This is a genomic window from Alteromonas sp. S167, from assembly GCF_036864375.1.
Classification (GTDB): Bacteria; Pseudomonadota; Gammaproteobacteria; order Enterobacterales; family Alteromonadaceae; genus Alteromonas.
In genome coordinates, this window is sequence record NZ_JAZETR010000008.1 from 146,346 (window position 1) to 173,327 (window position 26,982).

General features: G+C 44.5%; 20 protein-coding genes. 13 read left to right on the forward strand and 7 right to left on the reverse strand.

Annotation, left to right across the window (positions count from 1 at the left end; translation table 11 throughout):
* The first annotated feature begins 144 nt into the window (after positions 1 to 144).
* Positions 145 to 735, forward strand: coding sequence for a helix-turn-helix transcriptional regulator (locus V7R35_RS13455; RefSeq protein WP_334015406.1), 591 nt, complete (start codon positions 145 to 147; stop codon positions 733 to 735).
* An 82-nt stretch (positions 736 to 817) separates the two neighbouring features.
* Here the strand turns inward: V7R35_RS13455 and rdgC are convergent, their stop codons facing one another.
* Together rdgC and V7R35_RS13465 are read right to left on the reverse strand one after the other, a co-directional pair.
* On the reverse strand, positions 818 to 1,729 hold the full coding sequence (rdgC, locus tag V7R35_RS13460; protein WP_334015407.1) for a recombination-associated protein RdgC: 912 nt from the start codon (positions 1,727 to 1,729) through the stop codon (positions 818 to 820).
* A gap of 87 nt (positions 1,730 to 1,816) precedes the next feature.
* Entirely contained in the window at positions 1,817 to 3,547 is a 1,731-nt protein-coding gene (locus V7R35_RS13465) for a sensor histidine kinase (protein ID WP_334015408.1), read from the reverse strand.
* Positions 3,548 to 3,787: 240 nt separating this feature from the next.
* Here V7R35_RS13465 and phoB point away from each other — a divergent pair, with 240 nt between their 5' ends.
* The 11 genes from phoB to V7R35_RS13520 all read left to right on the forward strand — a co-directional run bounded on the left by phoB (position 3,788) and on the right by V7R35_RS13520 (position 18,133).
* A complete protein-coding gene (gene phoB, locus V7R35_RS13470; RefSeq protein WP_334015409.1) occupies positions 3,788 to 4,477 on the forward strand; it encodes a phosphate regulon transcriptional regulator PhoB in 690 nt (229 codons plus the stop codon).
* 65 nt (positions 4,478 to 4,542) lie between these two features.
* A complete protein-coding gene (gene phoR / locus V7R35_RS13475) occupies positions 4,543 to 5,844 on the forward strand; it encodes a phosphate regulon sensor histidine kinase PhoR (protein ID WP_334015410.1) in 1,302 nt (433 codons plus the stop codon).
* A gap of 113 nt (positions 5,845 to 5,957) precedes the next feature.
* Positions 5,958 to 6,941: a PstS family phosphate ABC transporter substrate-binding protein gene (locus tag V7R35_RS13480; RefSeq protein ID WP_438823482.1), complete on the forward strand. Its 984-nt coding sequence runs from the start codon at positions 5,958 to 5,960 to the stop codon at positions 6,939 to 6,941.
* A 428-nt stretch (positions 6,942 to 7,369) separates the two neighbouring features.
* On the forward strand, positions 7,370 to 10,150 hold the full coding sequence (locus V7R35_RS13485; protein WP_334015413.1) for a hypothetical protein: 2,781 nt from the start codon (positions 7,370 to 7,372) through the stop codon (positions 10,148 to 10,150).
* Between the two features lie 117 nt (positions 10,151 to 10,267).
* Positions 10,268 to 12,916, forward strand: a complete 2,649-nt coding sequence (locus V7R35_RS13490) for a TonB-dependent receptor domain-containing protein (RefSeq protein ID WP_334015414.1) — start codon at positions 10,268 to 10,270, stop codon at positions 12,914 to 12,916.
* Positions 12,917 to 13,092: 176 nt separating this feature from the next.
* Complete coding sequence (locus V7R35_RS13495; RefSeq protein WP_334015415.1) at positions 13,093 to 13,851, forward strand: DUF3450 domain-containing protein; 759 nt, start codon at positions 13,093 to 13,095, stop codon at positions 13,849 to 13,851.
* A 13-nt stretch (positions 13,852 to 13,864) separates the two neighbouring features.
* On the forward strand, positions 13,865 to 15,229 hold the full coding sequence (locus V7R35_RS13500) for a MotA/TolQ/ExbB proton channel family protein (RefSeq protein WP_334015416.1): 1,365 nt from the start codon (positions 13,865 to 13,867) through the stop codon (positions 15,227 to 15,229).
* 2 nt (positions 15,230 to 15,231) lie between these two features.
* Entirely contained in the window at positions 15,232 to 15,750 is a 519-nt protein-coding gene (locus tag V7R35_RS13505; protein WP_334015417.1) for a MotA/TolQ/ExbB proton channel family protein, read from the forward strand.
* A 31-nt stretch (positions 15,751 to 15,781) separates the two neighbouring features.
* On the forward strand, positions 15,782 to 16,189 hold the full coding sequence (locus V7R35_RS13510) for an ExbD/TolR family protein (RefSeq protein ID WP_012517280.1): 408 nt from the start codon (positions 15,782 to 15,784) through the stop codon (positions 16,187 to 16,189).
* A gap of 3 nt (positions 16,190 to 16,192) precedes the next feature.
* Complete coding sequence (locus V7R35_RS13515) at positions 16,193 to 16,801, forward strand: energy transducer TonB (RefSeq protein ID WP_334015418.1); 609 nt, start codon at positions 16,193 to 16,195, stop codon at positions 16,799 to 16,801.
* A gap of 6 nt (positions 16,802 to 16,807) precedes the next feature.
* Positions 16,808 to 18,133, forward strand: coding sequence for a tetratricopeptide repeat protein (locus V7R35_RS13520; protein WP_334015419.1), 1,326 nt, complete (start codon positions 16,808 to 16,810; stop codon positions 18,131 to 18,133).
* A gap of 50 nt (positions 18,134 to 18,183) precedes the next feature.
* Here V7R35_RS13520 and V7R35_RS13525 read toward each other — a convergent pair whose 3' ends face one another.
* The 5 genes from V7R35_RS13525 to V7R35_RS13545 all read right to left on the reverse strand — a co-directional run bounded on the left by V7R35_RS13525 (position 18,184) and on the right by V7R35_RS13545 (position 25,724).
* Positions 18,184 to 19,284, reverse strand: coding sequence for an HD domain-containing phosphohydrolase (locus V7R35_RS13525; RefSeq protein ID WP_334015506.1), 1,101 nt, complete (start codon positions 19,282 to 19,284; stop codon positions 18,184 to 18,186).
* Positions 19,277 to 22,198, reverse strand: coding sequence for a PAS domain-containing hybrid sensor histidine kinase/response regulator (locus tag V7R35_RS13530; protein WP_334015420.1), 2,922 nt, complete (start codon positions 22,196 to 22,198; stop codon positions 19,277 to 19,279). Before V7R35_RS13530 ends, V7R35_RS13525 begins: the two co-directional genes overlap by 8 nt.
* Positions 22,195 to 23,352 (reverse strand): FIST signal transduction protein, encoded by a 1,158-nt coding sequence (locus V7R35_RS13535; protein ID WP_334015421.1) that lies wholly within the window; start codon positions 23,350 to 23,352, stop codon positions 22,195 to 22,197. The genes V7R35_RS13530 and V7R35_RS13535 overlap by 4 nt, the downstream gene beginning before the upstream one ends.
* Before the next feature lie 156 nt (positions 23,353 to 23,508).
* Positions 23,509 to 25,083, reverse strand: a complete 1,575-nt coding sequence (locus V7R35_RS13540) for an AMP-binding protein (RefSeq protein WP_334015422.1) — start codon at positions 25,081 to 25,083, stop codon at positions 23,509 to 23,511.
* 191 nt (positions 25,084 to 25,274) lie between these two features.
* Positions 25,275 to 25,724: a hypothetical protein gene (locus V7R35_RS13545; protein WP_334015423.1), complete on the reverse strand. Its 450-nt coding sequence runs from the start codon at positions 25,722 to 25,724 to the stop codon at positions 25,275 to 25,277.
* Between the two features lie 67 nt (positions 25,725 to 25,791).
* Here V7R35_RS13545 and V7R35_RS13550 point away from each other — a divergent pair, with 67 nt between their 5' ends.
* A complete protein-coding gene (locus tag V7R35_RS13550; RefSeq protein WP_334015424.1) occupies positions 25,792 to 26,973 on the forward strand; it encodes a PQQ-dependent sugar dehydrogenase in 1,182 nt (393 codons plus the stop codon).
* Positions 26,974 to 26,982: the final 9 nt, after the last annotated feature.

Here is a 26,982-nt window from a genome sequence, read left to right on the forward strand (position 1 = left end):
ATGTGCGTTATAACGTACGTCTATTTCTGTAACTGTAGCATTTGTGCGTTATAGCGCACAACTCAAAATAGAAATAATAAGCAAAGAAAGAAAAAGCAGCAGCATAAACGACTTCACGAATACATTTGGTAAGCGAAAAGCATAATGACATCACAGAATCAAAACGACATCTCTGCGCGTATTGCGAGCCACCTTAAGGCACTACGAAAATCGCGAGGCCTCTCGCTTGATAAAACAGCGCAGCTTACCGGTGTGTCAAAAGCCATGCTTGGGCAAATTGAAAGAGGTGAATCTAGCCCCACTATCGCGACCTTATGGAAAATTGCTACGGGGTTGTCTGCATCTTTTTCATCTTTTATTACGCCTACAGAAGGTGTAGTGGCTGATGAGCAAAATTCAGTAGATAACAAATTTTCAAACGACCCCAATATGGATGTGAAAACACTGTTTGCTTTTGATGAGTTAACACAGTTTGAAGTATTTGCACTAGTGCTTAGAAATAAACATGAACAGCATTCAACGGCTCACCAAGTAGGGGTAACTGAGCGAATTCATGTCACAAAAGGCTGTTTAAGCGTTTTACAAAATGGCCAATGGGAAAAATATGAAGAGGGCGAACAATGCCTGTTACATGCAGACCAAGCTCATGGATATAGAGATGAAGTAGGCGAGACCCATTTTATTGCGGTTATCCATTATCCCAATGGGGCAAGCGCTTCAAAAAGTGTCGATTAAAGTGCTGATTGCAGCAATATAATGGGCACGAAGCGTTGAATAAACTCGTGCATCACGCCTAGTGCCCGAAATTTGCGCTTAGTTAAAGCGCAGTGTCATTTAAATTTAGCTCATCTCTTAAGAAGTTAAGCAGGGTAGTAATTTCTGCCGACATTAAAGCAAACTCTGCGTCTAACCGTGCTTCAACCTGATCTTTAGGTACATCATCGGTCTCTTCTTTAATGCGGTCAGTAAACTTAATGCGTTTAACCGCCCCGTCTTCACAAATAATAGCGGTCAACGTATCGGCATACTCAAAAGCGACCTTTTGAACCAGTTTTCCAGCATCTAAGTGAATACTAATTTCTTCGCTGTCTAACGGCTGATTTTTACAGCGGATAACGCTACCGGTGTCGTCGCTAGACTTAAACTCAGCTTCTTCAAGCAGTGAAATGCCCTCGGGTGTTGCTTCTGTAACCCAATGCGTCAATTCGCTTTGCAGGCTACGTCTGGCTAATGGCACAACGGGCAAAGAGCCAATGGCTTTGCGTACCATCGCAAGAAAAGCTTCTGCTTTTCCGTCAGAAGAGGCATCAACAACCACAAGGTTGTCTGGTAACGAAATGAAACCGTGGGTATAGCTATTTTTAGTAAAAGCCTGCGGAAGTAAGCGCGTTTGGATTTCCTGCTTTAAGTCGGCTTTCGCTTTTTTACCAACAGGAGAGCCGGTTTCCATTTCGATCTTCGCAACCATCTCTTCTAACTCAGCATTTACCACCGCACCGGGTAAAATCTTTTCTTGTTTCTTAAGCGTGATCCAGAAACGCTGCTGGACTACGTGAAACATAGTGCCCTGTTTACCTGCTTGTGAAAACGGAGAAGCAAAGCCCATTGTTGCTAAGTCTTGACTACCACACGGACGAAAAGCATGTTCGCTTAACATGCGTTCAAGATCGCCCTCGTCGAGTGATAAGGGTTGGGTTAGTTGATAGGCTTTAACGTTTTTAAACCACATAGGTAAGCTGTCTCTTTGTAAAAGTGGGGCGCAAGCGTACCAACGTACGCTTAGCCGTGCAATTGAAAATAGGGGGGAGTTTTTTTATTAAGCGCTTCGAGATGGGAAGCGAATAGTGTACTTAAGGCCGTCGCCAACCGCGCTCTTGGCCTCAATTTGGCCATTAAGTGTTTGCGTGACTAAGTTGTACATAATATGCGTTCCAAGACCACTGCCACCTTCGCCACGCTTGGTGGTGTAAAAGGCGTCGAAAAGCTTGTCTAATTCGCTTTCAGAAAGTCCTCTGCCGTTATCAGCATACTCAATAACAACATCGTTCTTATTTTTGCTGACGTCGAGTTTTATTTCGCCCGCCTCTTTGTTTTCGAAGCCGTGAGTTAGGGAATTAACCACCATGTTCGTTACAATTTGAGCAATAGCACCAGGTGCGCAGCTTACCACTAAGTTCTCTGGGCACGTAACCTCTATAGTGTGGTCGGTATGTTTAAAGCTGGGCTTTAACGACTGAATAATTTCTTGAATATAGTTGCCTAAGATAAACTCTCGCTCAGTTTCGCTAGTTTGGTCGACGGCAACCTGTTTGAAGCTGGCAATTAGGTCAGAAGCCCGTTCTAAATTGCTAAGCAGCAATAAAGCAGTTTGTTCTGCCTCGTCAATAAAGCTAGCCATGTTCTTGCTGGTTAGGCTTTTATCTTCAAAGTCGGTTTTCAAATTGTTTAACCGCTCTTGAAGAAAACTAGCCGCCGTCACACTTACCCCAAGTGGGGTATTAACATCGTGTGCAATACCCGCTACTAAACCACCAAGTGACGCCATTCGTTCACTTTCGACCAGTTGTTCTTGCGCCTGATTTAGCGTGTCCATGGAGCTGGCAAGCTCTTCATTTCGTTTGCGCAGTTCAGCTTCAATGTACTGACGGTTTTCATTTTCTTGTCGCAATTCACGCTGGTGCGCTATTAGTTCGTCTTTTTGCTGTTCTAAGTCCAACATTATCTGTGAAAGCGATGCAGTTTTCTTGGCGACTTCTTGTTCTAAAATTAGGTTTTGATCGTCAAGTTTCTTGTTTGCCAGCGTTAACTCGTCTTGCGTACCTTTTAACTTGTTGTTCGACACTATTAAGTCGTCGATTACATGGTTATACGATTCTTTTAATTGAAGTAACTCGTTATCTTCATCTAGCTGTATCGTGAGCTTACTCTCTTCAGGATGATGTGGGTCAAAGTTACCCATTTGTTCCGTCATCTTTTGCAGCGGCTCTGACAGCATGGTTTTGAATGCGGTCATAAACAAGAATACAAGGAAGGTGGTTTTCACCAATGCGTTGCCAATAAGAAAGAAAACACCTACTTCGATACGGCTAAAAATGGTGTCGAAGCTGGAATAAAGCGTTACGTCACCTACTGTGGACTCTCGCCCTGAAAACTTAAAAACAAGGGGGAAACTGTAGCTGAATACACCGCCAGGGTGGTCTTCTATTAATTCTCTATCTATAGGGGCAGAGGAGCGTTGCGTGCGGATGCCGTATTCGGCAATGTAATTGCCGTTTTCACCTCGTACCTGCAGCCCTTCTACAATGGGAAGCGACATAAGGCCTTCGGCGATAGCTCTTACTTGGTCGTTGTTAAGTTCCCACAATGCCCGCGTAAGACTTGACGAAAACGTGTTTTTTAGTGTTTGAAGTTCACTTTCTACGTGGTTTTTTGTACTCAAGTATTCAGTGAAAATTTGACCAACGGTGACTATTAGCGTTAGAGAAAAGTACACCGACAGTACTCTTGCTAATAGTTTCCTTGATAACCCTGTCTTTACCGCAGCCATCGATAAACATACCCCTGTTTAGCATCGACACTATTAATTTACTCCCCAAGAATATGCGTAAACGTATGAATAAACAAGCCAATGCGATTAAACTTTGGTCACACTGTGTTAGGTAAATCACTGCGCCAGTCACTGTTTTATTTTTGTCCAAAACTTGACACATTTGTGTAATCCATTTAATAAAACTGTCACACACCGCATGAATAATAACGGCGTTTTAACATGATCAGGAAAATATCGATGTCTCGTACAGTATTGGTGGTTGAGGATGAAGCGCCTATTCGTGAAATGCTAAAGTTTGTGCTTGAGCAGTCTGGCTTTAATATTATTGAAGCTGAAGATTTCGATATCGCACAGGAAAAAATTTGCGAGCCTTACCCAGATTTGATTTTGCTAGACTGGATGTTGCCGGGTGGCAGCGGTGTACAGTTAGCGAAAAGCCTAAAGCAGCATGAATTTACCAGAGACATTCCAGTAATTATGCTAACGGCGCGTGGTGAAGAGGAAGATAAAATTCGCGGTTTAGACGCTGGCGCGGATGATTATGTCACTAAGCCGTTTTCGCCAAAAGAGTTAGTGGCGCGAATTAAAGCGGTAATGCGTCGTGTAACGCCTACTTCAAATGAAGAGCCTATTGAGTTTAACGGCTTGAAACTTGAGCCTGTATCGCATCGCGTTATGGCCAACGATGAGCCGCTTGATATGGGGCCAACAGAGTTTAAGCTTCTTCACTTCTTTATGACACACCCAGAGCGTGTATATAGCCGAGAGCTTTTACTCGATAACGTGTGGGGTACAAACGTTTATGTGGAAGACAGAACGGTAGACGTACACATCCGACGTTTACGCAAAGCTATATCTCGTAACGGTCATGATGCTATGATTCAAACTGTGCGCGGCGCGGGATATCGTTTCTCGACAAAGCTGTAACAAATAGGGAGTGATGAGCAATAGTCACTTCCTCTGTCTTTTTTGCAACAAATAAGAGTTTATTCATGTACTACCCATTCTCTTGGTTGAGAAGCTGTTTACGTTTAGTGCTTTTCCTTGTGGTGTTTGCACTAATTGGGTGGTATTTGGACGACATGGTCCTCGCGGTAGCGGTAGGCGCTACCGTTCTGCTCATTTTCAACTATTGGCATCTTTATAAGCTTAATCGCTGGCTATGGCACAGTAGAAAAATGTCGCCACCTACAGTACGCGGCGTATGGGAACACATTTATGAAGGTATTTATTACCTTCAGCGTCGCAACAGAAATAAGCGTAAAGAGCTTGGCGAACTGGTAAAGCGTTTTAGAGAAGGGTCGGAAGCACTTCCTGATGCCGCAGTCGTTGTTGATTCTAAAGCGTGTATTATTTGGTGTAATAGACTGGCGCGTTTGGATTTGGGGCTTAAATGGCCGCAGGATTCAGGCAGAAGAATAGACAACTTAATACGCCACCCTGAATTTATCCAGTACTTTCATGATGGGAATTATAAATACCCTATTGAAGTACCATCGCCCACAAACCCGAACAAAACCTTCGAATACCGCATCATGCCCTACGGTGAAGAGCATCTGCTGCTTATTGCACGTGATGTCACCCGCGTTTCGCAGTTAGAAGAAATGCGCAAAGACTTTGTGGCGAATGTATCCCACGAGCTTCGCACGCCGCTAACGGTAATTAATGGGTATTTGGAGATATTGCCTGTTGATGAAAAGGGCGACCCGTTCATGCAAAAAGCCATGAAGGAAATGTCGTCACAAACCCATCGAATGCAGAACTTAATTGAAGATTTGCTGGTGCTCTCAAGAATTGAAGCGAGTTCTGAGCGTATTTACGAAAATGTCGTTAACATGCCCGCTGTACTTTCTCAGATAGAGCGCGAGGCACAGGCACTGAATAAAGAAAAACAGCATACTATTCGTTTTCATATCGACCCAGAGCTTTATGTGTTTGGTGTGGAAACTGAACTGCGAAGTGCCTGTTCGAATTTGGTATTTAATGCTGTGCATTACACGCCGTCTGGCGGTGAAATTAACGTGCACTGGCGACGCAGCGATACTGGCGTGCACTTTGATGTTGTTGATAATGGTGACGGCATAGAGCCTAATCATTTGAACCGCTTAACAGAACGATTCTATCGCGTTGATAAAGCGCGCTCTCGTAAAACCGGCGGTTCAGGATTGGGGCTATCCATTGTAAAACACGTATTAAGCCACCATAATTCTCGCTTGGAAATATCGAGTGTAGTGGGTGAAGGAAGTTCTTTTTCCTTTGTACTTGATAACGAATTAATAGCCGAACAGCTGTAACGACATTGTACTCAATAAGTGTACTTTAAATAGCATGCTTTGATGTTGTACTTGAACGAGGTACGTTAATGAAGCGGTTTACCCTTAGCTTTTCACACATACTATGCACGGTGATGATTGCTTTTTTCTCGCAAGCAGTATTAGCGCAACAGCTGTCCAACGGGGAAGCGCAAACCGCTGAAAGTTTGGAAACTAAAACAGCCCTCGTATATAACGTTCCGTCATACACTCGCACTCCCGGCGTTGCAGGCAAAATATCCTCTGTTGGTTCAGATACCCTCGCGAACTTAATGACGTTTTGGTCTCAAGAATTCAAAACACTCTACCCGCAGGTTGGCTTTCAAATACAGGCATCAGGGTCGTCTACTGCACCTCCTGCACTTATTGAAGGCACTGCAACAATAGGCCCGATGAGCCGCGAATTAAAACCCAGTGAAATAAGAGACTTTACTCGTGTGCATGGTTATCCGCCTACCGTACTAAAAGTAGCCATGGACGCCATTGCTATTTTTGTTGATAGACGAAATCCGATATCGGGCATGACACTTCAACAAGTTGATGCGGTTTTTTCTCAAACCCAATACTGTGGCAGCGACACCAGAATAGAGCAATGGTCTCAGTTAGGGGTGGATGAAGTGGGCTACCGCAGCCCTATTAGAACCTATGGCCGAAACTCGGTATCGGGTACTTATGGGTTGTTTAAGATAATGGCCTTGTGCGATGGCGACTTTAAAAATACGGTGAATGAGCAGCCCGGCTCTGCGTCGGTTGTGTTGTCTGTAGCCAGCGGTACCGGTGCTATAGGCTATGCCGCATACGGATATAAAACGGCGGGAGTGCGCGCCGTTCCATTAGGCGAATCACTCGATTCACTTATTCCCCTTTCTATTGAAACGGTCAGAAACGAGAGTTACCCCTTTGCGCGTTTTCTTTACTTGGTTATTAATAAAAAGCCTGGCGAACCTCTGCCTACCTTAGAAAGAGAGTTCTTGCGGTTTATCTTGTCAAAAGAGGGGCAGGCGCAGGTAATTCGCGATGGTTATTTCCCGATTCGAGAAGATGTATTGCTTCGTCAGCGCAGGTTGCTTGATGAATGAAAAGCGTTACCCCTTAACGATTGAAAATCATCCAACGGCGTTTAAATAATTTATTGCCTGCTTGTAGACGAGAATAGTTGTGACACTGTGATCATGCCGCCTCTGCCTGTCATGATTTTGTCATAAATCAGAAAGATATTATTGTAATTTTCCTGCTATTCGAGGTGAAAAAATGGAGGTATCTAAGATCTATCATGCCCGTATTCAATTAGGTTACATAATGATCATTCTGGTAAGTTAAAGAAAAATAGACAAAAAACTAATTTTTACTTTGGGTAGTACGACTAGTTTTTTGTTTTTTAGCCCAAAATTGAACTTTTTCTATGAAACTTTTGTTACAGCGACTTAATGTAACAAATGTGTCATCTACCTCAGTTAAAGTTTCCGCGTTTTCAAAATCCATAACTATACCGTACCTGGAGAAACACATGGAACTTAAGCAACTCTTCAAGGCTTCAGCTATTGCTACTGCACTTGTGCTAGCAGGCTGTGGTGGCGACATCAATATCAGCGAAGGCGATATTGATAACAGCGTAACTAACAACAACGGTGGCTCTACTGGTGGTGATACTGGTGGCGGTACAGGTTCTACTGACACAGCTCCAGGTGAAGTAAGCTCTTTCCTAAGTGGTGAAGTTTCTGATGCGTTTGGCCAAACAGTTGAAGTTCGTGTTCTTTCTGGCCGCTTAACAGCGGATGATGCTGACGAACAAGGCGTTATCACGCTAACTAACGACAAAGTATGGGCGCTTGAAGGCCCAGTATTTATTGGTAACGACAAAGCAGATAGCGTAACGCTAGCAATCGAAGAAGGTACAGTGATCTTTGGTCGTACTGGTGCAGATTACCTTGTAGTTAGCCGTGACTCTCAAATTGAAGCAGAAGGTACAGCATCTGCTCCAATTATTATGACTTCATTCAACGACGTTGTTGGCGACGAAGTTGGTGCTGGTCAATGGGGTGGTGTGGTTATCCTTGGTAACGGTACATCGACTAAGTGCCCACAAGACGGTTCTGATTGTGCACTTCAAGTAGAAGGCGCTGAAGAAGGTGCAGTATTCGGTGGTACTGATGATACAGACAGCTCTGGTATCCTTAAATACGTAGTAGTGAAATACGCTGGTTTTGAAATTGCGCCAGACAACGAACTTAACGGTATCACTTTTGGTGGTGTTGGTTCAGGTACTGAAGTTGACTATGTACAAGTACACAGTAATGCTGATGATGGTGTTGAATTCTTCGGTGGCGCGGTAAACGCGAAACACTTAGTTTTGACAGCTAACCAAGATGACTCAGTAGACTGGGACAACGGTTATAAAGGTAAGCTTCAGTACGTTTATGTACAGCACGCGGCTGACAACTCTGATGCCAACCGTGGTATCGAAGGTGACGGCGATGGCGGTGACGGCCTAGAGTTCTCGAAGCCAATGATCGCTAACATGACGGTTATCGGAAACTCTTTCGATACAGCTGACGCTGACTCTGAAGGTCTTCTACTTCGCGACCAAACTGGCGCAAACCTAATGAACTTCCTTATCACTGGCCCAGAAGGTATGGGCGAGTGTTTAGAAATGGACACCGACGAAACGGTTCAAGCTAACCTTTCTGACGGTGACCTAACTATGACTTACTCAGCTATTGCGTGTTCTGAACCGTTCAACACACCTGAAGGTGCAGTTGACTTAGAAACTTGGTTTACTGGCCAAGAAGGCAATCAGCTAATCGCATTTGAAGACCGTGCAAACCTTGGTCTGAACCCAGATGGTACTTTAACAGCGCAAAGTGACCTTCTTACAGCTGGTGGCGATGCGTCAACATTGCTTGATACATTCTTTGAAGCGAACACGTTTATTGGTGCTGTTGGTGAAACAGACTGGCGTCAAGGTTGGGCGTTTGGCTTCGGTGGCGGCAACATCGAACTAGTACAATCAGCTTCTGGCTGCCCATCAGGTACTACTTCAATCACGCCAGTTGACGGTTCGACTACTACGTGTGAAGTGTCAGGTACTATCACTTCAGACCTAACCCTTACAGCAGGTAACTTCTACGCGCTTTCAGGTGCAGTTTTCGTAGGTGGTGATAAAGAAAACAGTGCAACCCTTACTGTTGAGCCAGGCGTAACGGTTTACGGTGCCTCAGGTAACGACTACCTAGTAATTAGCCGAGACTCTGAAATCAACGCAAACGGTACGGCTGCTGACCCAATTACTTTCACCTCACGCGACCACGTTGTTGGCGGTCTTGCTGCAGGCGAAGCTGGACAATGGGGTGGTATGATTGTTCTAGGGAACGGCGAATCTACTAAATGCCCTCAAGATGGCACATCGTGCTCACTACAAGTTGAAGGTGCGCAAGAAGGTGCAGTATTTGGCGGTACAGACAATACTGACAGCTCTGGTACACTTCGCTACGTTCGCGTAATGCACGGTGGTTTTGAAATAGCGCCAGACAACGAACTTAACGGTATTACGTTTGGTGGCGTAGGTTCTGGTACTACTGTTGAGTATGTACAAGTTCACAAAAACGCAGATGACGGTGTTGAGTTCTTCGGTGGTGCAGTAAACGTTAAATATCTTACGCTAACAGGCATTCAAGATGACTCAGTAGACTGGGATAACGGTTACGTAGGTAAGCTACAGTTCGTACTTGTAAAGCATGCAGACGACAATTCAGATGCTAACCGCGCTATCGAAGGTGACGGTGACGGCGGTGACGGTACCGCATTCTCTAACCCAATGGTTGCTAACATGACGATTATTGGTAACGAGTTTGATACTGCTAACGCTGATTCAGAAGGTGTTCTGCTTCGCGACCAAACTAATGCACAACTTTACAATTTTGTTGTAACTGGTCCAGCGGGTATGGGTGAGTGTTTTGAAGCAGACCTAAGCGATGGCGACACTACGCTACTTGCTAACATGGACGGCACCAATACTCCGCAGCTAACTTTTGAAACGTCTGTATTAGCTTGTGCAGAAAATATCAAAGATTCTGGCGACTTCAGCCAAGAAGCTTGGTTCACAGCACAAACAGGTAACAGCTTACTTGATAACACTGCAACGGTACTTGACGGTATCTACACAGTAGATGCAACAGAAGCGACTGATGTATCGACGCTAGACAGCTTCTTCTCTTCAGTAGACTTTATTGGCGCAGTTAAAGACGCTGATAACGACTGGACAGCGGGATGGACTGTTGGTCTTGAATAAGACCCAGTTCGCATAGCTAAAAACAAGCAAGTGCGTTGCAACAGTGGCGCACTTGCTTTTAAGTTTGTAAGACACGAATTATTTTCGTGAATGTATTCCTTTCTAAAGAGGTTCATCATGAACAGACCTGCTAACAGGTTTCTTCTAAAACCCATCAGCTTAGCCGTTGCCGCAAGCATTGCGCTTCCAACGTCTATGGCTTTCGCTCAATCGAATGAAGAAGAAGTGATTGAGGAAGTTGTCGCGACCGGTACACGCCTTAAAGGCACGGCAACGGCAGTAATGGAAGAACGTAAAAATCAAGCCTTCGTGGCTGATATAATGGGTGCAGAGCAGATCGCTCGTACAGGTGACAGTGACGCTGCTGGTGCGCTTCGTCGTGTAACTGGCCTAACGCTGGTAGATGGACGTTTTATCTACGTTCGTGGCCTTGGGGAACGTTATTCATCAACACAGCTAAACGGAGCAATCGTTCCAAGCCCTGACCCTACGCGTAACGTAATTCCTCTTGACTTGTTTCCGTCGAGCATTATTGAAAGCCTTGCGGTTCAAAAGTCGTATTCTCCTTCAATGCCTGCGGCATTTGGTGGTGGTAACGTAGATATTCGCTTGAAATCTATACCCACACAGCGTGTTTTCAACGTATCAACTGCGGTTGGTATCGATACGGAAAACTCTGGTGATGTTCTGGATTATGCTGGTGGCGGTCGCGATTGGACAGGTGAAGACGATGGAACACGTGCAGCCTCTGCCGCTATTCAAGAGCGTTGGGATTCAAAGAATTTCTTAGACGATTTAGAGCCAGAAGAGGCACTAGAGTTGTTTAAAGGCACTAACAGAGAGTATGGCCTTGAAAAAACATCAGCCGATCCAGATATGCGCTTCAACGTTACCTACGGTGACAGTTATGACTATGATGAAGACTGGCGTTTTGGCTTTTTGGTAACTTCACGCTACTCGGCTCAAACTCGCTCTTCTGACGAATACGAGCTACAAGACCCTGACTTAGTGGGCGATGACATCATCAATGTACGCTTCTTCGACGATATTCAGGGCACCGAGCAAACTGTTACTTGGTCGTCGTTGCTAACCCTTGGTGTAGACTACAACCGCCAGCATCGTATTGATTACAGTCTTATTGTTCTAAACGATACACGTGATGAAATTCGCGAAATGTTTGGTAACACTGAAAACTTGAACCAAGCCGAAGGCTTGCGTATTCGAGATATTGACGTTCAGTACGAAGAGCGCTCGCTGTATACCAACCAGATTAAAGGTCAGCATACAATCCCAGAGCTAAACTTCATGGGGATTGACTGGACTTACTCACTAGGTCGCTCTGTGCGCCATGCGCCGGGTAACTTCAATGCTCGCTTCGTTATGGAAGATGTGAATCAGGACGGTATCTTCGACGACGAGAACGAGATCTTCTTATCTGATGCGCAAACTGCGGCTCGCTATACTTTCCAAAATCTTCACGATCGTTTGGAGAACTTTGGTTATAACGTGACTTACCCAATGTCCTTGGGCAAATGGGAAACAGAGTACAAAGTGGGCGCAAGCTTTGTAACCAAGACACGTTCCGCAGAAAACCGCCGCTTTGACATCAATACATTAGGTGTAGAAGACCGTTCGATTTTGGACGGTAACGACTTTAGCGAAATATTTAGCGACAGTGTTTTAGATACTCTATCGTTATCAAGCCGCCCAATTATCCGTGATACAACCATTGCAGGTGATGACTACGTAGCGGGTCAAAAAGTTGATGCGTACTACCTTGAAGCTGATTTCTTCTATGACAATAAATGGCGCTTCACCGGTGGTGTTCGATGGGAAGACTTCCGTCAGGTGGTGGCTCCCTTAGATCCTCGTACTAACCAGTTTGATTTAAGCGATGAAGCAGATCGTTCACAACTAGCGTTCCAAGAGGATGGCTTTTATCCAGCGCTTGCTGTTACGTACTTCCTTGAAGACGATATGCAGCTTAGAGCGAGTATTGGCCAAACGGTAGTTCGTCCTGACCTTCGTGAAGTCTCGTCAGCAACTTACCTAGATCCATTGACTAACTTCCCAATTGCGGGTACTCCTGGTGTTAGTACCACGGATATCATTAACTACGATTTACGCTGGGAATGGTACCGTGAAGCAGGTAACAACGTATCGGTAGGTCTATTCTACAAAGATATGGAAGCACCTATCGAATCAGTGCAGTCTCCGGCTCAGGATGGTCCTCCGCTTATTCGTATTGCTAATGCTGAATCTGGCGAAGTGTACGGTGTTGAAGTTGAATTCCTGCAGGACCTAGCCTTTATTGGTGACGGTATTTGGGACAACTTGTTTACCACTGGTAACATTACAGTGAGTGACTCTGAAATTGTATTAGACCGTCAGAATATCGTAGAGCAAACTGGTGTGTCTGCAGCAATTACAAATGTAGAGCGTCGTATGACAGGTCATTCTCAGTATGTGTTAAACATGCAATTAGGCTATGACTCAGACAACGGTGAACACTCAGCGTCACTTGTTTACAACGTATTTGGTGAGCGTATCCTGATTGCGGGTATTGATGGTTTCGATGATAACTTCGAACAACCATTTCATTCACTTGATATGGTTTACAAGTACTACCCAGACTTTAATAGCACTGTCACATTACGTGTTCAGAATATCCTAGGTGAAGATCGTGAAATTGAGTTCAACGATACGCTGCTTAGGTCTGAGACAAGGGGCACAGGCATTAGGTTGTCATTTAAATACGACTTCTAAACCTATACTTATGGAAAAGGCCGCAAGTTAGCGGCCTTTTTTATGCGATGAAGATGACGCTTTTGGTCGATTTATGACAGTTTCGTAATAAAACTGTCACAGAAAACTCCTATCCTACGCGCAGAAATTTATAGTCGGACAGAACCGATTTCTTTTAACTTTAAAGGTTTGAATGTATGAAGCTTATCAATGCTTTGCTTGTTGCGGGTGCGTTAGCAGCGACACCGGTACTTGCACAAGACGATGAAGTCTTAAAACCCGTTGTCGATTCGGCAGCGAAAATAAATGATTCTGCGGCTACGTCGCAAGAAAAGATTAACGGTATTACCGATCAAATCGACAGCAAACTTCAACAGTTCAAAACATTGATGAAAGAAATCGAAGGTCTTGAGGTATACAACTCTCAGCTTCGTAAACAAATCAATAGTCAAGAGCAAGAAATGGCAGACCTAAATGCTGCTATTGACGAAGTATCTGTTGTTGAACGTCAAATCACGCCACTAATGATGCGTATGATTGACGGTCTAGAGCAATTCGTAGCACTTGACGTGCCTTTCCTTCCAGAAGAGCGTGCTAATCGTGTTGCCGACCTACGTGCAATGATGGACCGTGCTGACGTTGCTGCGTCAGAGAAGTTCCGTCGCGTAATGGAAGCATTCCAAGTTGAGATGGATTACGGCCGTACAATGGAAGCATACAGCGGTATCCACACTATTAATGGTCAAGAGCGTGATGTTGAATTCCTACGCCTTGGTCGTACAGCGCTTATGTACCAAACACGTGATGCAAGCATGCAAGGCGTTTGGAACAAGCAAACCCGTCAGTGGGAAGAGCTTGATAGCAGCTACCGTACACAAATTACTAAAGGTCTGCGCATGGCTAAGAAGCAACTTGCTCCAGACTTGCTAATGCTGCCAGTGGCAATTACAGACTAAGAGGTTGATGAGAATGTTAAACACAGTTAAACGTATCGCTGTTGGTCTAGCCGCCCTTAGTATCAGCGTTGGCGCATTTGCACAAAGCGACCGTGCAATGGACTTAGACGCACTTCTAAAGCAATTAGAAGAAGGTCAGTTCGCACAAACACAACAAAACAAACAGCGCGAGCGCGACTTCCAAGCGCAACGTGCAGAGCAAGACCGTATTCTTCGTGAAACCCGTGAAAAGCGTGATCAGATGTTAGCGCAATCTGAACAGCTTGAAACGCAGTTTGAAGAAAACGAATTTAAGCTTGCTGACCTTAACGGTGCACTAGACACGCGTCTTGGTTCACTAAAAGAGCTTTTCGGTGTGTTGCAGCAAATCGCTGGCGACACAAAGAACAAGTTCTATAACTCAGTTATCTCTGCGCAAATTCCGGGGCGTTCTGAGTTTCTAGACAAGATGGCGCAAGACATGGGCTCTAGCTCTAAACTTGCTTCAATTGAAGAAATTGAGCGCGTATGGTTTGAAATGCAGCGTGAAATGACAGAAGCCGGCAAAGTGACCACTTTCACTACAGACGTAGTTGAAGCGGGCGGTGCTAAAGTAAGCAAGTCTGTTGTTCGCGTTGGTCCTTTCGCACTTGTTGCTGACGGTAAATACCTAGACTACAACGGCGTAACAGGCACAGTGTCTGAGCTAGTACGCCAGCCAGCTGACCGTTACATGAGCTCTGCAGCAGAACTTCAAGGTTCAAACGGCGAGCTAGTACAATTCGGTATCGATCCAACAGGTGGTTCAATTCTTGGTCTTCTTGTTCAAGCGCCTAACCTTCAAGAGCGTGTAGAACAGGGCGGTGTAGTTGGTTACATCATCCTAATCGTTGGTGCGTTTGGTCTTCTACTAGCACTTGAGCGCCTTGTAACACTGTCGCTAACGCGCATGAAAGTGAACAAGCAGCTTAAGAGCAAAGAAGTAAATACTAACAACCCTCTTGGCCGTGTACTTAAAGTACGTGACGAGCACCCAGACGCTGATGTTGAAGCACTTGAGCTTCACCTAACAGAAGCTATCTTGGGCGAAGTACCTAAGCTAGGTCGTAACCTAACTATCATAAAGATTATCTCTGTAGTTGCACCGCTTATGGGTCTACTAGGAACAGTAACCGGTATGATAAACACCTTCCAAGCAATCACATTGTTCGGTACAGGTGACCCGAAACTAATGGCTGGTGGTATTTCAACAGCACTTGTAACAACGGTACTAGGTCTTGTTGTAGCGATTCCAATGACACTGCTTTATGCAATGCTTAACACGCGTTCTAAGAACATCGTGTACATCCTACAAGAACAGGCGTCTGGCGTAATTGCAGAGCGCGCTGAGCGAGGCTAGTTATGATCGAGTTTCTAGAAGCAATTCGCGATTTCACAGAAACAGGTGGCCAGGTTCTCCTGGTCATCGGTCTGCTGATATTCGTTATGTGGCTTTTGATCCTCGAGCGTGCGATGTATCTGATGGTATGGCACAAGCAAGCAAAGAAAGAAGCGGTTGCAATGTGGGCAGCCCGCGCTGACCGCTCTTCTTGGTTTGCTGAACAAGTCCGTCAGAAAACAATTTCACAGTTAACCATGCGCCTAAACGGCAGCATCCCAATTATTCAATCGCTGGTTGCGCTATGTCCGCTGCTAGGTTTGATGGGAACGGTTACCGGTATGATTGAAGTGTTTGATGTAATGGCGATATCGGGCTCAGGTAATGCTCGTTCAATGGCGTCAGGTGTATCAAAGGCCACTATCCCGACAATGGCGGGCATGGTTGGCGCACTTTCAGGCGTTTTCGCCGCTACTTGGTTAACCCGTATGGTGAAATCAGAACGCACGCATCTTGAGGATGCATTGATTATTCAACGTTAATGCCCTAAGGCATTAAGGTAAGGTACTTATTATGAAGCAGCACTTTCAAAACTTGGTCGATGAGGAAGAAGCAAACATCGACATGACGCCCATGCTGGACGTTGTATTTATCATGTTGATCTTCTTTATCGTGACTGCGTCGTTTGTGAAAGAAGCCGGTATCGATGTGAACCGTCCTGAGGCAGCTACCGCTGTGAAAAAGGATCGCGCTAACATTCTTATCGCTATTTCTGATAAAGGCGAGATTTGGATTAACAAGCGCCGCATTGACGTTCGCGCGGTTCAAGCGAACATTGAGCGTCTGCACGCTGAAAACCCTCAGGGTACTGTTGTTATTCAGGCTGATAAAAAAGCGACAACAGAAACACTGATTAAGGTTATGGACGCGTCGCGAGCAGCAGGCGTGTACGATGTTTCGATTGCAGCCCAAGAGCAATAAATCATGCCACGATATTTAATCGCATTTGCATTATCCCTTGCGATCACGTTAGGCCTGTTCTTCTTGATGCAATCGCTTATCAAGATGGGTGGCAGCGCACTAACGGAGCCGCCTAAGGGCAGCGTGCTTGACTTCGTAAGGGTTAAGCAGGATGAGCAAGTAGAGAAAAAAGAGCGTAAGCCTAAAAAGCCGCCTAAGCCGGAAGAGCCGCCACCGCAAATGGAGCAGCCGCAAATGGACTCGCCTTCTCCAGATGCAGACGGTACGTCGATGGACTTTGGTGCGGAAGTGGGTGACGATATTTCGCTTGAAGGTGGTTTAGCCCTTGAGTCGGGTGATGGTGAGTACCTTCCCATTGTGAAGGTAGCGCCGGTATACCCAAGACGCGCACTTCAACGCGGTATTGAAGGTTTTGTTATTGTTGAATTTACAGTAACTAAGCAAGGCGCTGTTCGCGACCCGATTGTTGTGGAAGCTAATCCACAAGGTATTTTTGAACAAGCGGCAATTGATGCTGCAATGAAGTTCAAATATAAGCCTCGTGTGGTAAACGGTGAAGCGACAGAAGTGTCGGGTATCCAAAACCGTATAACGTTCCAAATTGATGGGTAACAGAGCATGATGAAAAAACAGACGAATACGTTGCTTAGTGCACTGGCGTTTGCATTTGCATCGGCCACGGTTACGGTGCCAAGCTTATTTGTGGCGACCGACGCTGTTGCACAAGAACAAAAAGCGAGTGAAAAGAAAACCCGCCGCGTGCCCACGCTACGCGGTAAGGTTTACGAACAGCTTGCGCGTGCCCAGTCTGCAGCAGACGACGCGGGTAACGTTGAAGAAGCTATCTCTATTTTGAAAGAAGTAGAGGGCAAGGCTGATTCAATGAACGCATACGAAAAAGCCATGATGTACAACTTTTTCGGCTTTATTTATTACAACAACGAAGACTATACAAAGGCGTTAGAATCGTTCGCGAAAGTCGTAGAGCAGCAGCCAATTCCTGAAAAGTTTGAAATGACCACGCTTTTCAGTTTGGCGCAGCTACACCTTATGCAGGGTAACTTCGACGACACCATCACGTATTTAGAGCGTTGGGAAAGTCTTAATGCTGGTCCCGTACCGGTAAAAAATAAAGTTATAAAAGCGCAGGCTTACTATCAAAGCAAGCAATACGAACTTGCATCTAGATGGATTTCAGAAGCCATTAGCGATCATGAAAATGAAGGTATGATCCCTGATGAGGGCTGGCTTATTCTTCAACGTGCCGTTTTCTACGAACTAAAGCAGCCTAAAAAGGTGAAAGACGTTTTAGTTAAAATGGTAAAACTGTTCGACGAGCCAAAGTACTGGATCCAACTTGCGGGTATGTATGGCGAGTTAGGCGAAGAGCGTAAGCAGCTAGCCATTATGGAAACGGCGTATCAACGTGGTTTCGTTGAAACATCTGCAGATATCTTCAACATGGCACAGCTTTATTACTATCACCGCGTACCTTACAAAGGTGCGAAGTTGATGGAACAAGCTATGAGCGAAGGCGTGCTTGAGAAAAACTTGCGTAATCTTAAGTTCCTAGGTCAAAGCTGGTCGCTGGCCAAAGAGCAGGATAAAGCGATTCCTGTTATGGCCCAGGCAGCAGAACTATCTGAAGATGGTGAGCTTGACGCACAACTTGCTCAAATTCTTCTTAACGAAGAGCGCTTCGATGATGCTATTGCCGCAGCAGATCGTGCAGTAGAGAAAGGTGAACTTAGAAACCCTGGTCTTGTATACCTGATTAAAGGTATGGCGCTTTACAACAAGAAGCAGTACGCATTGGCGCTTAACCAGCTAGCTGAAGCTGAAAAGCATCAGAAAAGCCGTGCTATGGCACAGCAGTGGAAACAGTTCGTGCAAGGTGAAAAACGTCAGGCAGATGCGATCGCTGCCGAACTAGGCGCTAGCTAACGCTAATATTTATCTAAAATGCAAAAAGGCCACATAATGTGGCCTTTTTCTTATGATTTACGAGATATGACGTCTGGTATAAAACTGTCTATAGACGGTAACAAGTTCTCTTCTTCAAGTTTATCCCAGTACTGCTTAGTCGTTAATATAATCTCCCTTGCATCAAGAAAGTGCTTCACAAGAGTAGGGTCAAAATGTGTACCTGCATGTTTTGTAAGATAATCAAACGCGTCGTCGTGAGCCCATGCAGGTTTATAAGGTCTTTTCATCGTAAGTGCATCGAACACATCTGCGATAGCGACTATTCGAGCACTTTGGGGGATCTCTTGGCCATTAAGCCCTTCTGGGTAACCTGTGCCATCCCACTTTTCGTGATGATAGAGTGCGACCTCGGCCGCCATAGAGAATAATGGCGTGTTAGATTGCGATAAAATTTTGTGCCCTATTGCTGCGTGTGTTCTCATTGTCACCATTTCGGCTTCGCTAAGCTTTCTAGGTGCTTTTAGAATACTATCTGGGATCCCAATTTTTCCGGTATCGTGCATAGGCGCGGCTTGTGAAAGTAACGTTGCTTGTTCATATGACCAACCAGACTGCAGTGCAAGGAGTTTTGCATAAGCTGCCATTCGCCAAATGTGATGGCCTGTATCTGTATCGTTGTAGTGTCCTGCAGCGGCAAGCATAGTAATTGCGCTTTGTTGACTCGCCAATAAATCTTGGGTTCGCTCCTTTACCAGCGCTTCTGTTGTTTTCATTTGATGCGCCAAACTAAGGTGTGTCTTCACTCTAGCAAGCGTAATACTTGGAGAGACTGGCTTTGTGATATAGTCAACAGCCCCAGCACTAAATCCATGCTCTTCATCCTCACCTTGGCCTAGTGCTGTTACAAATATTACAGGGATAGATGTAAACCTTTTATCCGACTTTAATCGTTTGCACACTTCAAAACCGTCCATGCCTGGCATCATGATATCGAGTAAGATGAGATCTGGGATAAACTGCTCAACTATCTTCAGTGCCACAAAGCCAGAAGGTGCTACTTTCAATTTATAGTAGGGTTTTAGAATACCAAGAAGGATGTCGATGTTTGCTGGCTCGTCATCCACAACCAAAATACTAAAATGTTTACTTTCGCTAGTCGCGTTAGTCATCATTATCTAATAAACCTCGTAGTTGAATAGCAGCATCTAGTGCTCCCTCGAAGTCATACATATTGGCGTTTTGTTTTATATGATTAATGTGATGTGCATAGGTTGTTTGACCATATTCGCTTACAAGTAGAGCAATTTTATTTATCGCTTCCGCATCATAGTTTTCTAACGCTGTTATTATTTGGTTAAGTTGCTCCTGAAGGCTTTTTTTGTCGAAGTCAAAAGTAACGTCAGATTGCATATCAATAGTGTGAGCAATTAATCGCATGGTTGCATCTAGCGCTATAGAAACACGAGAGACACTATTGGCAAAGCCCTTGTGCTGTCTGTCTGCAAAATTCAAGACTTTATTAAGCTCATGGACAAGAGAGTTTGCGCCTATATCCTCTGCATCGATGGACATTACTGTTAGGACCGAAGTATCCGCTTCAGGACTAGATAGGTGGCTAAGAAGGTTTGTCATGATCTCAGGTTGCCTATACTTCTCATAAAAGGCAATAAGTGAATTGATGAAATCCTCATTATGATGTGTTGCTTGAACTTCGAGGTAACCAGAGTGAATGTGAACATCGAGTGCATGAATAATTTCTTCTACTGTTGCGGGTTTTATAAGATGCTCGCACATACCCGCATCAAGCGATTTAGCTTCATCAGATTCATTAGCACTTAATGCCAATATAGGCGTGTTCCATTGCTGCCTATGGGTCAACTTTTCTGCCACGTCATACCCACTAATACCAGGTAGGTTACAGTCTAGTATTAGTGCATCGAACACTTGATGTTCACAAAGAGAAAGTGCCTGTTCTCCATTGCTAGCGTGGCTAACGGAAATGTCAAAAGACGACAACATCTGCTGCGTGATTTCAAAACTAATGATATCGTCTTCTACCACAAGCACGTGTTTGCCAGTAAGTCTTTTTTTCCGTAATTTTTTGCCTTCTAACCCGTATTCTGCAGTGAGAGTTACTGTTTGCTTACTCTCTGAGAGTGTCGCTTTAAGTTCCTCGTCAGTAAAAGGTAACTCAATAATATCAAGGTCGTTAAAATAGAGCGCCCCCATGCGCTTTATTACATCAGCTTTACTTAGAGGGCTGATAAGAGTGCTTAGTCCTAGCTTTTTAAATTCTCCAAACTTCAAAAGGTTTAAAAAGCGCGTCCAAGGCTTTTCTTCACAACTAAGCATTATTATTGAGTGTTGGGCGTCTTCGGGCAGCGTGTCCTCATCCATATTCACAAGATTACAGCTCACCCCAAGTCGCTTATACGTTCGTTGTAAGATAGCGCCAGCCTTGTCAACAGTCATGCCTGCCATCAGACAGGTCACATTGTTTACTGCCAAGTGGGCACGTTGCGAAGGAATAGTTGTACAGCAGCCTTCGTTTGAAAAAGGAAGTGAAAACGAGAATGTGCTTCCCACGTTCACTTCGCTTTCAAATTCCAGTTTGCCGCCCATAAGTTCAACAAGGTGCTTACTGATAGTAAGACCTAAACCTGTACCCCCATATTTTCTTGAGATGCTTGCGTCTGCCTGCACAAATGCATCAAATAAAACAGCTTTCCCTTTTTCACTTATTCCCATGCCTGTATCGCTTACTGCAAAGTAAACTCTGTTATCCTCTCGTTTTATTTGAACCAGAACATAACCTTTCTCAGTAAATTTAATTGCATTACCAACTAAATTCATTAGCACTTGATAGAGCTTTTCACTGTCGCCCAAGCAATTAATATTGATATCAAATTGAATGTCGAAGAGCAGTTGAAGCTGTTTTTCCCTTGCTTTAAGTTGAAAAACCTGTGCAAGTTTCTCAATGGGACGTGCCAACATATACGGTTCGTTATTTATTTGAACCTTATTAGCCTCTACTTTAGAAAAGTCTAAAATGCTGTTGATTAATTCTAAAAGTGACGTTGCACTGTCTTTAACTTTTTTAAGGTAATCTTGCTTTTGGTCACTGTCATTGGCTTCTATTGCTAAATGAGTTAAGCCGATTATGGCGTTCATCGGAGTTCTAATTTCGTGGCTTATTGTGGCTAAGAAATTACTCTTTGCTTTATTGGCACTTTGGGCTTCTTTATACGCCTTTTCGAGTTTTTGTTTGATAGCCTGCTGGTCACTTATATCACTGAAAACCCCCACATGCCCATCTGGTTCTCCATTGGCGTCTAGGAGAGGTACGGCCACTATAGATACGGGAAATATACGGCCGTTTTGGTCGGTAAAATATTCTTCATAAGAGGTATATGAAACCCCTTGTTGAATGTGATTACTAATATCACATTCGTCTCTTGATATAAGGGTGCCGTCTTTTCTTTGATAATGTACTGTGTCGTGAAAGGCTCGTTTTTGTAACTCTTCGAAAGTCCACCCTAGTAGTTTAGAGGCAGTAGGGTTAAGAAAGCGTAAATTATCATTACCGTCTACAGCATAGACGCCATCCCCTATACTGTTGGTAATACTTCGATAAAAACGACGGTCTTCCTTAAGCGTATCTCTTAGTACTTTTTGTTCATCGATTAGCTCTAGTACACGATGAGTAAGATCTGAAAGATTCGAATACCCATGTTCAATTATTGGTTTATCAAGCTCAGTAAGAAGTTTATTTACTGATACTCTTAGCATTTCGATAACGTTATGCTGAGCCTTATTTTCGTGACGAATTTTTTGATTGGCTGACATCAGTTCTTCTGAACTGAGTTGCAAGCTTCGGTCGCGAAGTACAATATCTCTTACATGTGCCTCATAGCTATCTTCTACTTTAGGTAGCAATGCGGCTAACCCTGTTCTCAGCTTATTGAACTCTTCCTGATTATTCTCTAATTCGTTGTTGTTTAGTTTACTCAACCACTGCTCGAGAGAGAGGTCGTCTTTTAAGCCGAATGCTTTTCTAAGCTGACGAGAGAAGAGGGGATTCAAATTCTTTCTCTCAGCAACATGATGGTTAGCGTCTGGTTGTGGAGTTGGCTGTGTAACGTTCCGTTAAAAGGGCTCATTTCTCCGTATGAATAAAAACCTGCGATTTTCACGTTTTCTGGTAAACAACGCGTAACTTCTTCTATTTCTTCTTCAACACGATCGCCCATGACCAATTTTCGGCCCACGCAACTGGTGATCAGCGCGATGTCTTGCGACTTGTTATGTGCTGCGGAAGCTAAACGGTGTACTGGAAGCTGCATAGAGGCATGAGATGCGCCATCAATTAGGTCATCTGTCGAAGCATGCATCAACCTAACGTATTGTCCTTCATGTACTTCGCCCGCCAAGGTCAAACTTTGCTGCCTTTCATCTACACCCAAAATAGTTCGTATTATTCCAACAGAACGGCCTTCGCTATCAATAACTTCAAATGGAAACAATAGACCGCTAGCAGGAAGGTCCTCGGCATATTCGCCTAGGTATTTTTTATAAATATCTAATGCTGACTGATAATCTAATTCGTAAAGTTGATTCTCGGTCGCTTTAGTCACTAAGCGGGTTGGGCCGAAAGATCTCCAACCACCCAGTGCTGCATAATCAAAGTCGAGTTTATCTCCATAAAGTGCAAGTGCTACAACTTGTTGATTGCTGATGCCATTTGGCCCCATGACAAATGTCTTCTCGAAGGCATCACCATCTCCACCAAGGCCACCACTTATGCCAACGTGCTTTGGTAGTTTTTGCCTCAACCCATCAACCAAGGCCGAGCCGTTTACGTTAACGCCTGGAGCGAGTATATACACTCCTCTCAGGCTGTCGCTTTGAATTTGGTTTGCAAGCGTAATGCCGACCTCTTTTGATGCCTGCATTCCAGCAAGTTCACACGTATATATTTTCGCGTGAGCATCGGTTTGAAAGCGCCACAAAATAATTGAAATACTGTTTTCACGTACTTGTTCTCCTGATACTTCACCTGCTGTGCTGCAACCTAGCAGTTTGCCGCAAAACGGCAGTAGCGTGGCGAACAGTCGGTCGTCATCAAAAAATGAGGCAGACGCATACACTATTGTTACATCGGCGTGAAACTGGGACAGTGCTTCCCGGTGAATCAATAATTCGTCAAGACTGCTACAAGAAATTGTTTTGGATTGCATGTAAATAATGTATTACTTTCTAGATACCTTAGTTATAGTAAGGTTTGAAAGCTTATACAATTTGAATAGCTTATTCTTTGGTAGTAATAAGCTGATTTGTAAATAAAGAAGCAGCGAGCTAGCGCTGCTTTTTACAATGTTGTGGGACCTATGATATTAGGCTGATCGCAATTCTCTGCGCAGGATTTTGCCAACGGTAGATTTAGGCAATTCCTGTAATACGGTAACCGACTTTGGCACTTTATAGTTGGTCAGGTGCTCTTTACAAAAGGATGTGATGGCCTCTTCGCTAACAGGTTGTGTAACCGTGATATAGGCACATACGCGTTCGCCTGTTTTTTCGTCTGGTTTACCCACTACTGCAGCCTCCATCACATCAGGATGCGTTGTAAGAATGTCTTCCACCTCGTTTGGATAAACGTTAAAGCCAGATACAATAATCATATCTTTTAGTCTATCTACAATTTTAATGGCTCCTGATTCAGAGCGAATGCCAATATCGCCGGTTTTAAAGAAGCCGTCTTCTGTCATTACTTTCGCCGTTTCATCATCGCGCTGCCAATAGCCCATCATCACTTGTGGTCCGCGAACCGCAATTTGGCCTGATTCGCCTTCAGCTACAGGTTTGTCGTAGCTGTCTAGCAGTGCCACTTCTGTTTCTTGAAGCTCGTGACCAACGGTGCCTATTTCTTCTTTACCTGGAATGTTAAAAGACACCACAGGCGCGGTTTCTGACAAACCATAGCCTTCGGTAATTGTGTTGCCTGTTACATTTTGCCAAATTGATACTGCTGCTTGTGTAAGCGCCGTACCGCCCGACATGGTAAGGTGAAGCTTCGAGAAGTCGAGTTTTGCGAACTCAGGGTGACGACCTAGGCCAACAAATAAGGTGTTTATCCCCATAAAAGCACTAATGGTATGGGGCTTTAACGTTTGAATAAAACCGTCGATATCGCGAGGATTAGGAATAAGAATAATTTGGCTACCTTTTGCAAACAACGCCATCATTCCTACGGTAAATGCGTATATATGATAAAGCGGTAGTGGGCAAACCAATACTTCTTCGCCATCTTTAAACCCATCACCAATGCGGTCGAGCATTTGAATGCAGTTTGCCAATACATTTTTGTGGCTAAGTGCGGCACCTTTCGATACGCCAGTGGTGCCACCTGTGTATTGCAGCATTGCGAGGTCTTCTAAATTACTCTTCTCGCGTGTGAAGTCAGGAAGGTTACTGCCCACGTTAATAGCGTCAGAAAAGGAAACTGTGTTTGGGGCATCAACAGCTGGCGCCGATGATGGGTCTAGAAGCTCTGTTGCCGACGTAACAATGACCGTTGCTATTGTTGTATCCGCTTTTATGTTGTCGAACTTAGGTAGAAGGTCGCCAAGAATCACCAAGGCCTGTGCGCCACTATCGGTGAATTGATGTTTCATTTCACGTTCGGTATAGAGCGGGTTGGTATTTACCACCACCAAGCCAGCGCGCAGTGCGCCATATACCGCTATGGGGTTTTGAATAAGGTTGGGTAACTGAATAGCGACTTTCGTCCCTGGTGCCAGTTTGGCCTCATGTACAAAATACTTTGCTAACGCTGCCGACTTTTCATCAATATCTTTAAAAGTCAGCGTTTGTCCAAGTGCGGTGTATGCAGGTTTATCTGCAAATTTTTTAAGTACATTTTCTAAATAATCAGCCAAGCATGCTACGTTGTCAGGGTACGAAATCATTAAGCTAGTTCCTAAAAGGTACAGTTAAAGGGTTTAATTAACAGTAGCAAAGTTAACTTTTTATTTACATCTTTCTTCGTTTATAAATCGTTATAAAGCATGTTGATAAATCAACATGCTTGGTTGTGTAATAGATGTAGCGATAGGCGCTTAATAACAGGCGATAACGACAGTCGATACGGCGAACCCTTTTAAAACCTTTGTTTTAGCGAACTAAATACTATGCCTGCAATAACACCGGCGCAGCACTGGGCAATAAACCCGGCCGTACTTCTCGCACCAGCAATTAAGGTTACATTTAATATAGGTTGCATGGCTGACAACATAACAAAAAAGCCAACCATGCCTGCTAGTGCGTAAATTAAAACTGTGAAGCTCGCCGGCTTCTGCTGTTTTAAAAACACAAATCGTGTAAACGTGAACGCCAAAGTCAATGTCGCGGCAATAATCACACCATAGGTGGGCAGCAAGCCCAGTATGTCACGGCCAATCATCTGTAAAGCTTCGGTAAGTCCAATTTCTATATTGATATCGGTAAGTGCCTTTAATACAAATATCGAGTGCAGGGCGCTCGCAAGCAAGAAAGCACAAAGGCAAGTGATTAAAAACGGTAATGCAGTGTGTTTTATAAAGTGAGCCATTAAATTTACCTAAACAAGGCCAGTTGTTTTTGGTATACCATAAAGAAAGCCTGTTTGAGTACTGTTTATGAAACCTATTTTTACCTTGCTGCTAGTAAGTTGCGCGTTCATGTTAAGTAATGCGCTGGTTGTTAGTACAAGTGCTAGCGCAAACACAAGTGCCACGCCTCAAAGCTTACTTCAAGCGGATAGTTACAGTTTGGACACTATTGCGTCGGGTTTGCAGTACCCCAAAGCATTGGCTGTGTTACCCGACGACAGTATTCTTATTTTAGAACGCGATGGTTTTCTAACAGTGGTGTTAAATGACGGCAGCAGTATACGTCATGCGCTAAACCTGCCAGAGCTTTATACACAAGGGCAAGGTGGTGTGCTTGATGTGCTTGTTTTAGACGACAAGCTTTTATTGTCTTATTCAAAGGGCAATGAGGAAGCCAACGCACTAGCGGTAGCGTTGGTATCGTTTTCTGCTGAACAAGGTGTATCGGGTTTTACACCTGTATTTGAGGTGAAAGACAAAAAAGATACGCCAGTGCACTACGGTGGAAAGCTGCTGGCCCTTAAACGTGGCGGCTTTCTTGTGACTACCGGCGATGGCTTCGACTATCGCGAGCAAGCCCAGGTGGTCAATTCGCAACTCGGCAAAATTATTGGCTTTAAACTAAATGGTGAGCCGCTAGACTCGCCACCATTCCCTGACAGTCCTTATGTCTACAGTGTTGGGCACCGCAATCCGCAGGGACTGGTTTATGGCAGCGACGGCAATGTTTACCAACATGAGCATGGCCCCGATGGCGGTGACGAGCTTAATCTCATCACACGCGGTAATAATTATGGTTGGCCGGTAGTGACGTTGGGCAAAGACTACTCGGGTGCCAATATTTCTCCGTTTACTGAATATCAAGGCATGATTAACCCGCTAGTAAACTGGACGCCATCCATTGCGCCGTCTTCAATGGTGGTGTACCGCCAACCAGCGCCTGACATGCCCGCTTTGTTTCCACACCTTGAAGGTGCATTCCTTATTACATCATTAAAAGCCAAGACACTGTTCGCTGTTCTTCCTCAATCTACTAGAGATGCGAAGCAACTAAGCGAAGAAAGCAATAGTTTTACCGTGCAGCCGATTGTTGAAGAGCTAAATATCAGACTTCGCGACGTTGAAGTAAACAGCAAAGGGGAAATGTTGGTGCTTACCGATGGTGACAATGCCAACCTTATTAGAGTGACAGCGCCTAAGCAGCAGTAAGCTAACAGT

Bases quoted from the DNA above. Each gene is read 5' to 3' on its own strand.
- V7R35_RS13455 (WP_334015406.1), top strand. From the start codon at position 145: ATGACATCACAGAATCAAAACGACATCTCTGCGCGTATTGCGAGCCAC.
- rdgC (WP_334015407.1), bottom strand. From the start codon at position 1,729: ATGTGGTTTAAAAACGTTAAAGCCTATCAACTAACCCAACCCTTATCA.
- V7R35_RS13465 (WP_334015408.1), bottom strand. From the start codon at position 3,547: ATGGCTGCGGTAAAGACAGGGTTATCAAGGAAACTATTAGCAAGAGTA.
- phoB (WP_334015409.1), top strand. From the start codon at position 3,788: ATGTCTCGTACAGTATTGGTGGTTGAGGATGAAGCGCCTATTCGTGAA.
- phoR (WP_334015410.1), top strand. From the start codon at position 4,543: ATGTACTACCCATTCTCTTGGTTGAGAAGCTGTTTACGTTTAGTGCTT.
- V7R35_RS13480 (WP_438823482.1), top strand. From the start codon at position 5,958: ATGATTGCTTTTTTCTCGCAAGCAGTATTAGCGCAACAGCTGTCCAAC.
- V7R35_RS13485 (WP_334015413.1), top strand. From the start codon at position 7,370: ATGGAACTTAAGCAACTCTTCAAGGCTTCAGCTATTGCTACTGCACTT.
- V7R35_RS13490 (WP_334015414.1), top strand. From the start codon at position 10,268: ATGAACAGACCTGCTAACAGGTTTCTTCTAAAACCCATCAGCTTAGCC.
- V7R35_RS13495 (WP_334015415.1), top strand. From the start codon at position 13,093: ATGAAGCTTATCAATGCTTTGCTTGTTGCGGGTGCGTTAGCAGCGACA.
- V7R35_RS13500 (WP_334015416.1), top strand. From the start codon at position 13,865: ATGTTAAACACAGTTAAACGTATCGCTGTTGGTCTAGCCGCCCTTAGT.
- V7R35_RS13505 (WP_334015417.1), top strand. From the start codon at position 15,232: ATGATCGAGTTTCTAGAAGCAATTCGCGATTTCACAGAAACAGGTGGC.
- V7R35_RS13510 (WP_012517280.1), top strand. From the start codon at position 15,782: ATGAAGCAGCACTTTCAAAACTTGGTCGATGAGGAAGAAGCAAACATC.
- V7R35_RS13515 (WP_334015418.1), top strand. From the start codon at position 16,193: ATGCCACGATATTTAATCGCATTTGCATTATCCCTTGCGATCACGTTA.
- V7R35_RS13520 (WP_334015419.1), top strand. From the start codon at position 16,808: ATGATGAAAAAACAGACGAATACGTTGCTTAGTGCACTGGCGTTTGCA.
- V7R35_RS13525 (WP_334015506.1), bottom strand. From the start codon at position 19,284: ATGACTAACGCGACTAGCGAAAGTAAACATTTTAGTATTTTGGTTGTG.
- V7R35_RS13535 (WP_334015421.1), bottom strand. From the start codon at position 23,352: ATGCAATCCAAAACAATTTCTTGTAGCAGTCTTGACGAATTATTGATT.
- V7R35_RS13540 (WP_334015422.1), bottom strand. From the start codon at position 25,083: ATGATTTCGTACCCTGACAACGTAGCATGCTTGGCTGATTATTTAGAA.
- V7R35_RS13545 (WP_334015423.1), bottom strand. From the start codon at position 25,724: ATGGCTCACTTTATAAAACACACTGCATTACCGTTTTTAATCACTTGC.
- V7R35_RS13550 (WP_334015424.1), top strand. From the start codon at position 25,792: ATGAAACCTATTTTTACCTTGCTGCTAGTAAGTTGCGCGTTCATGTTA.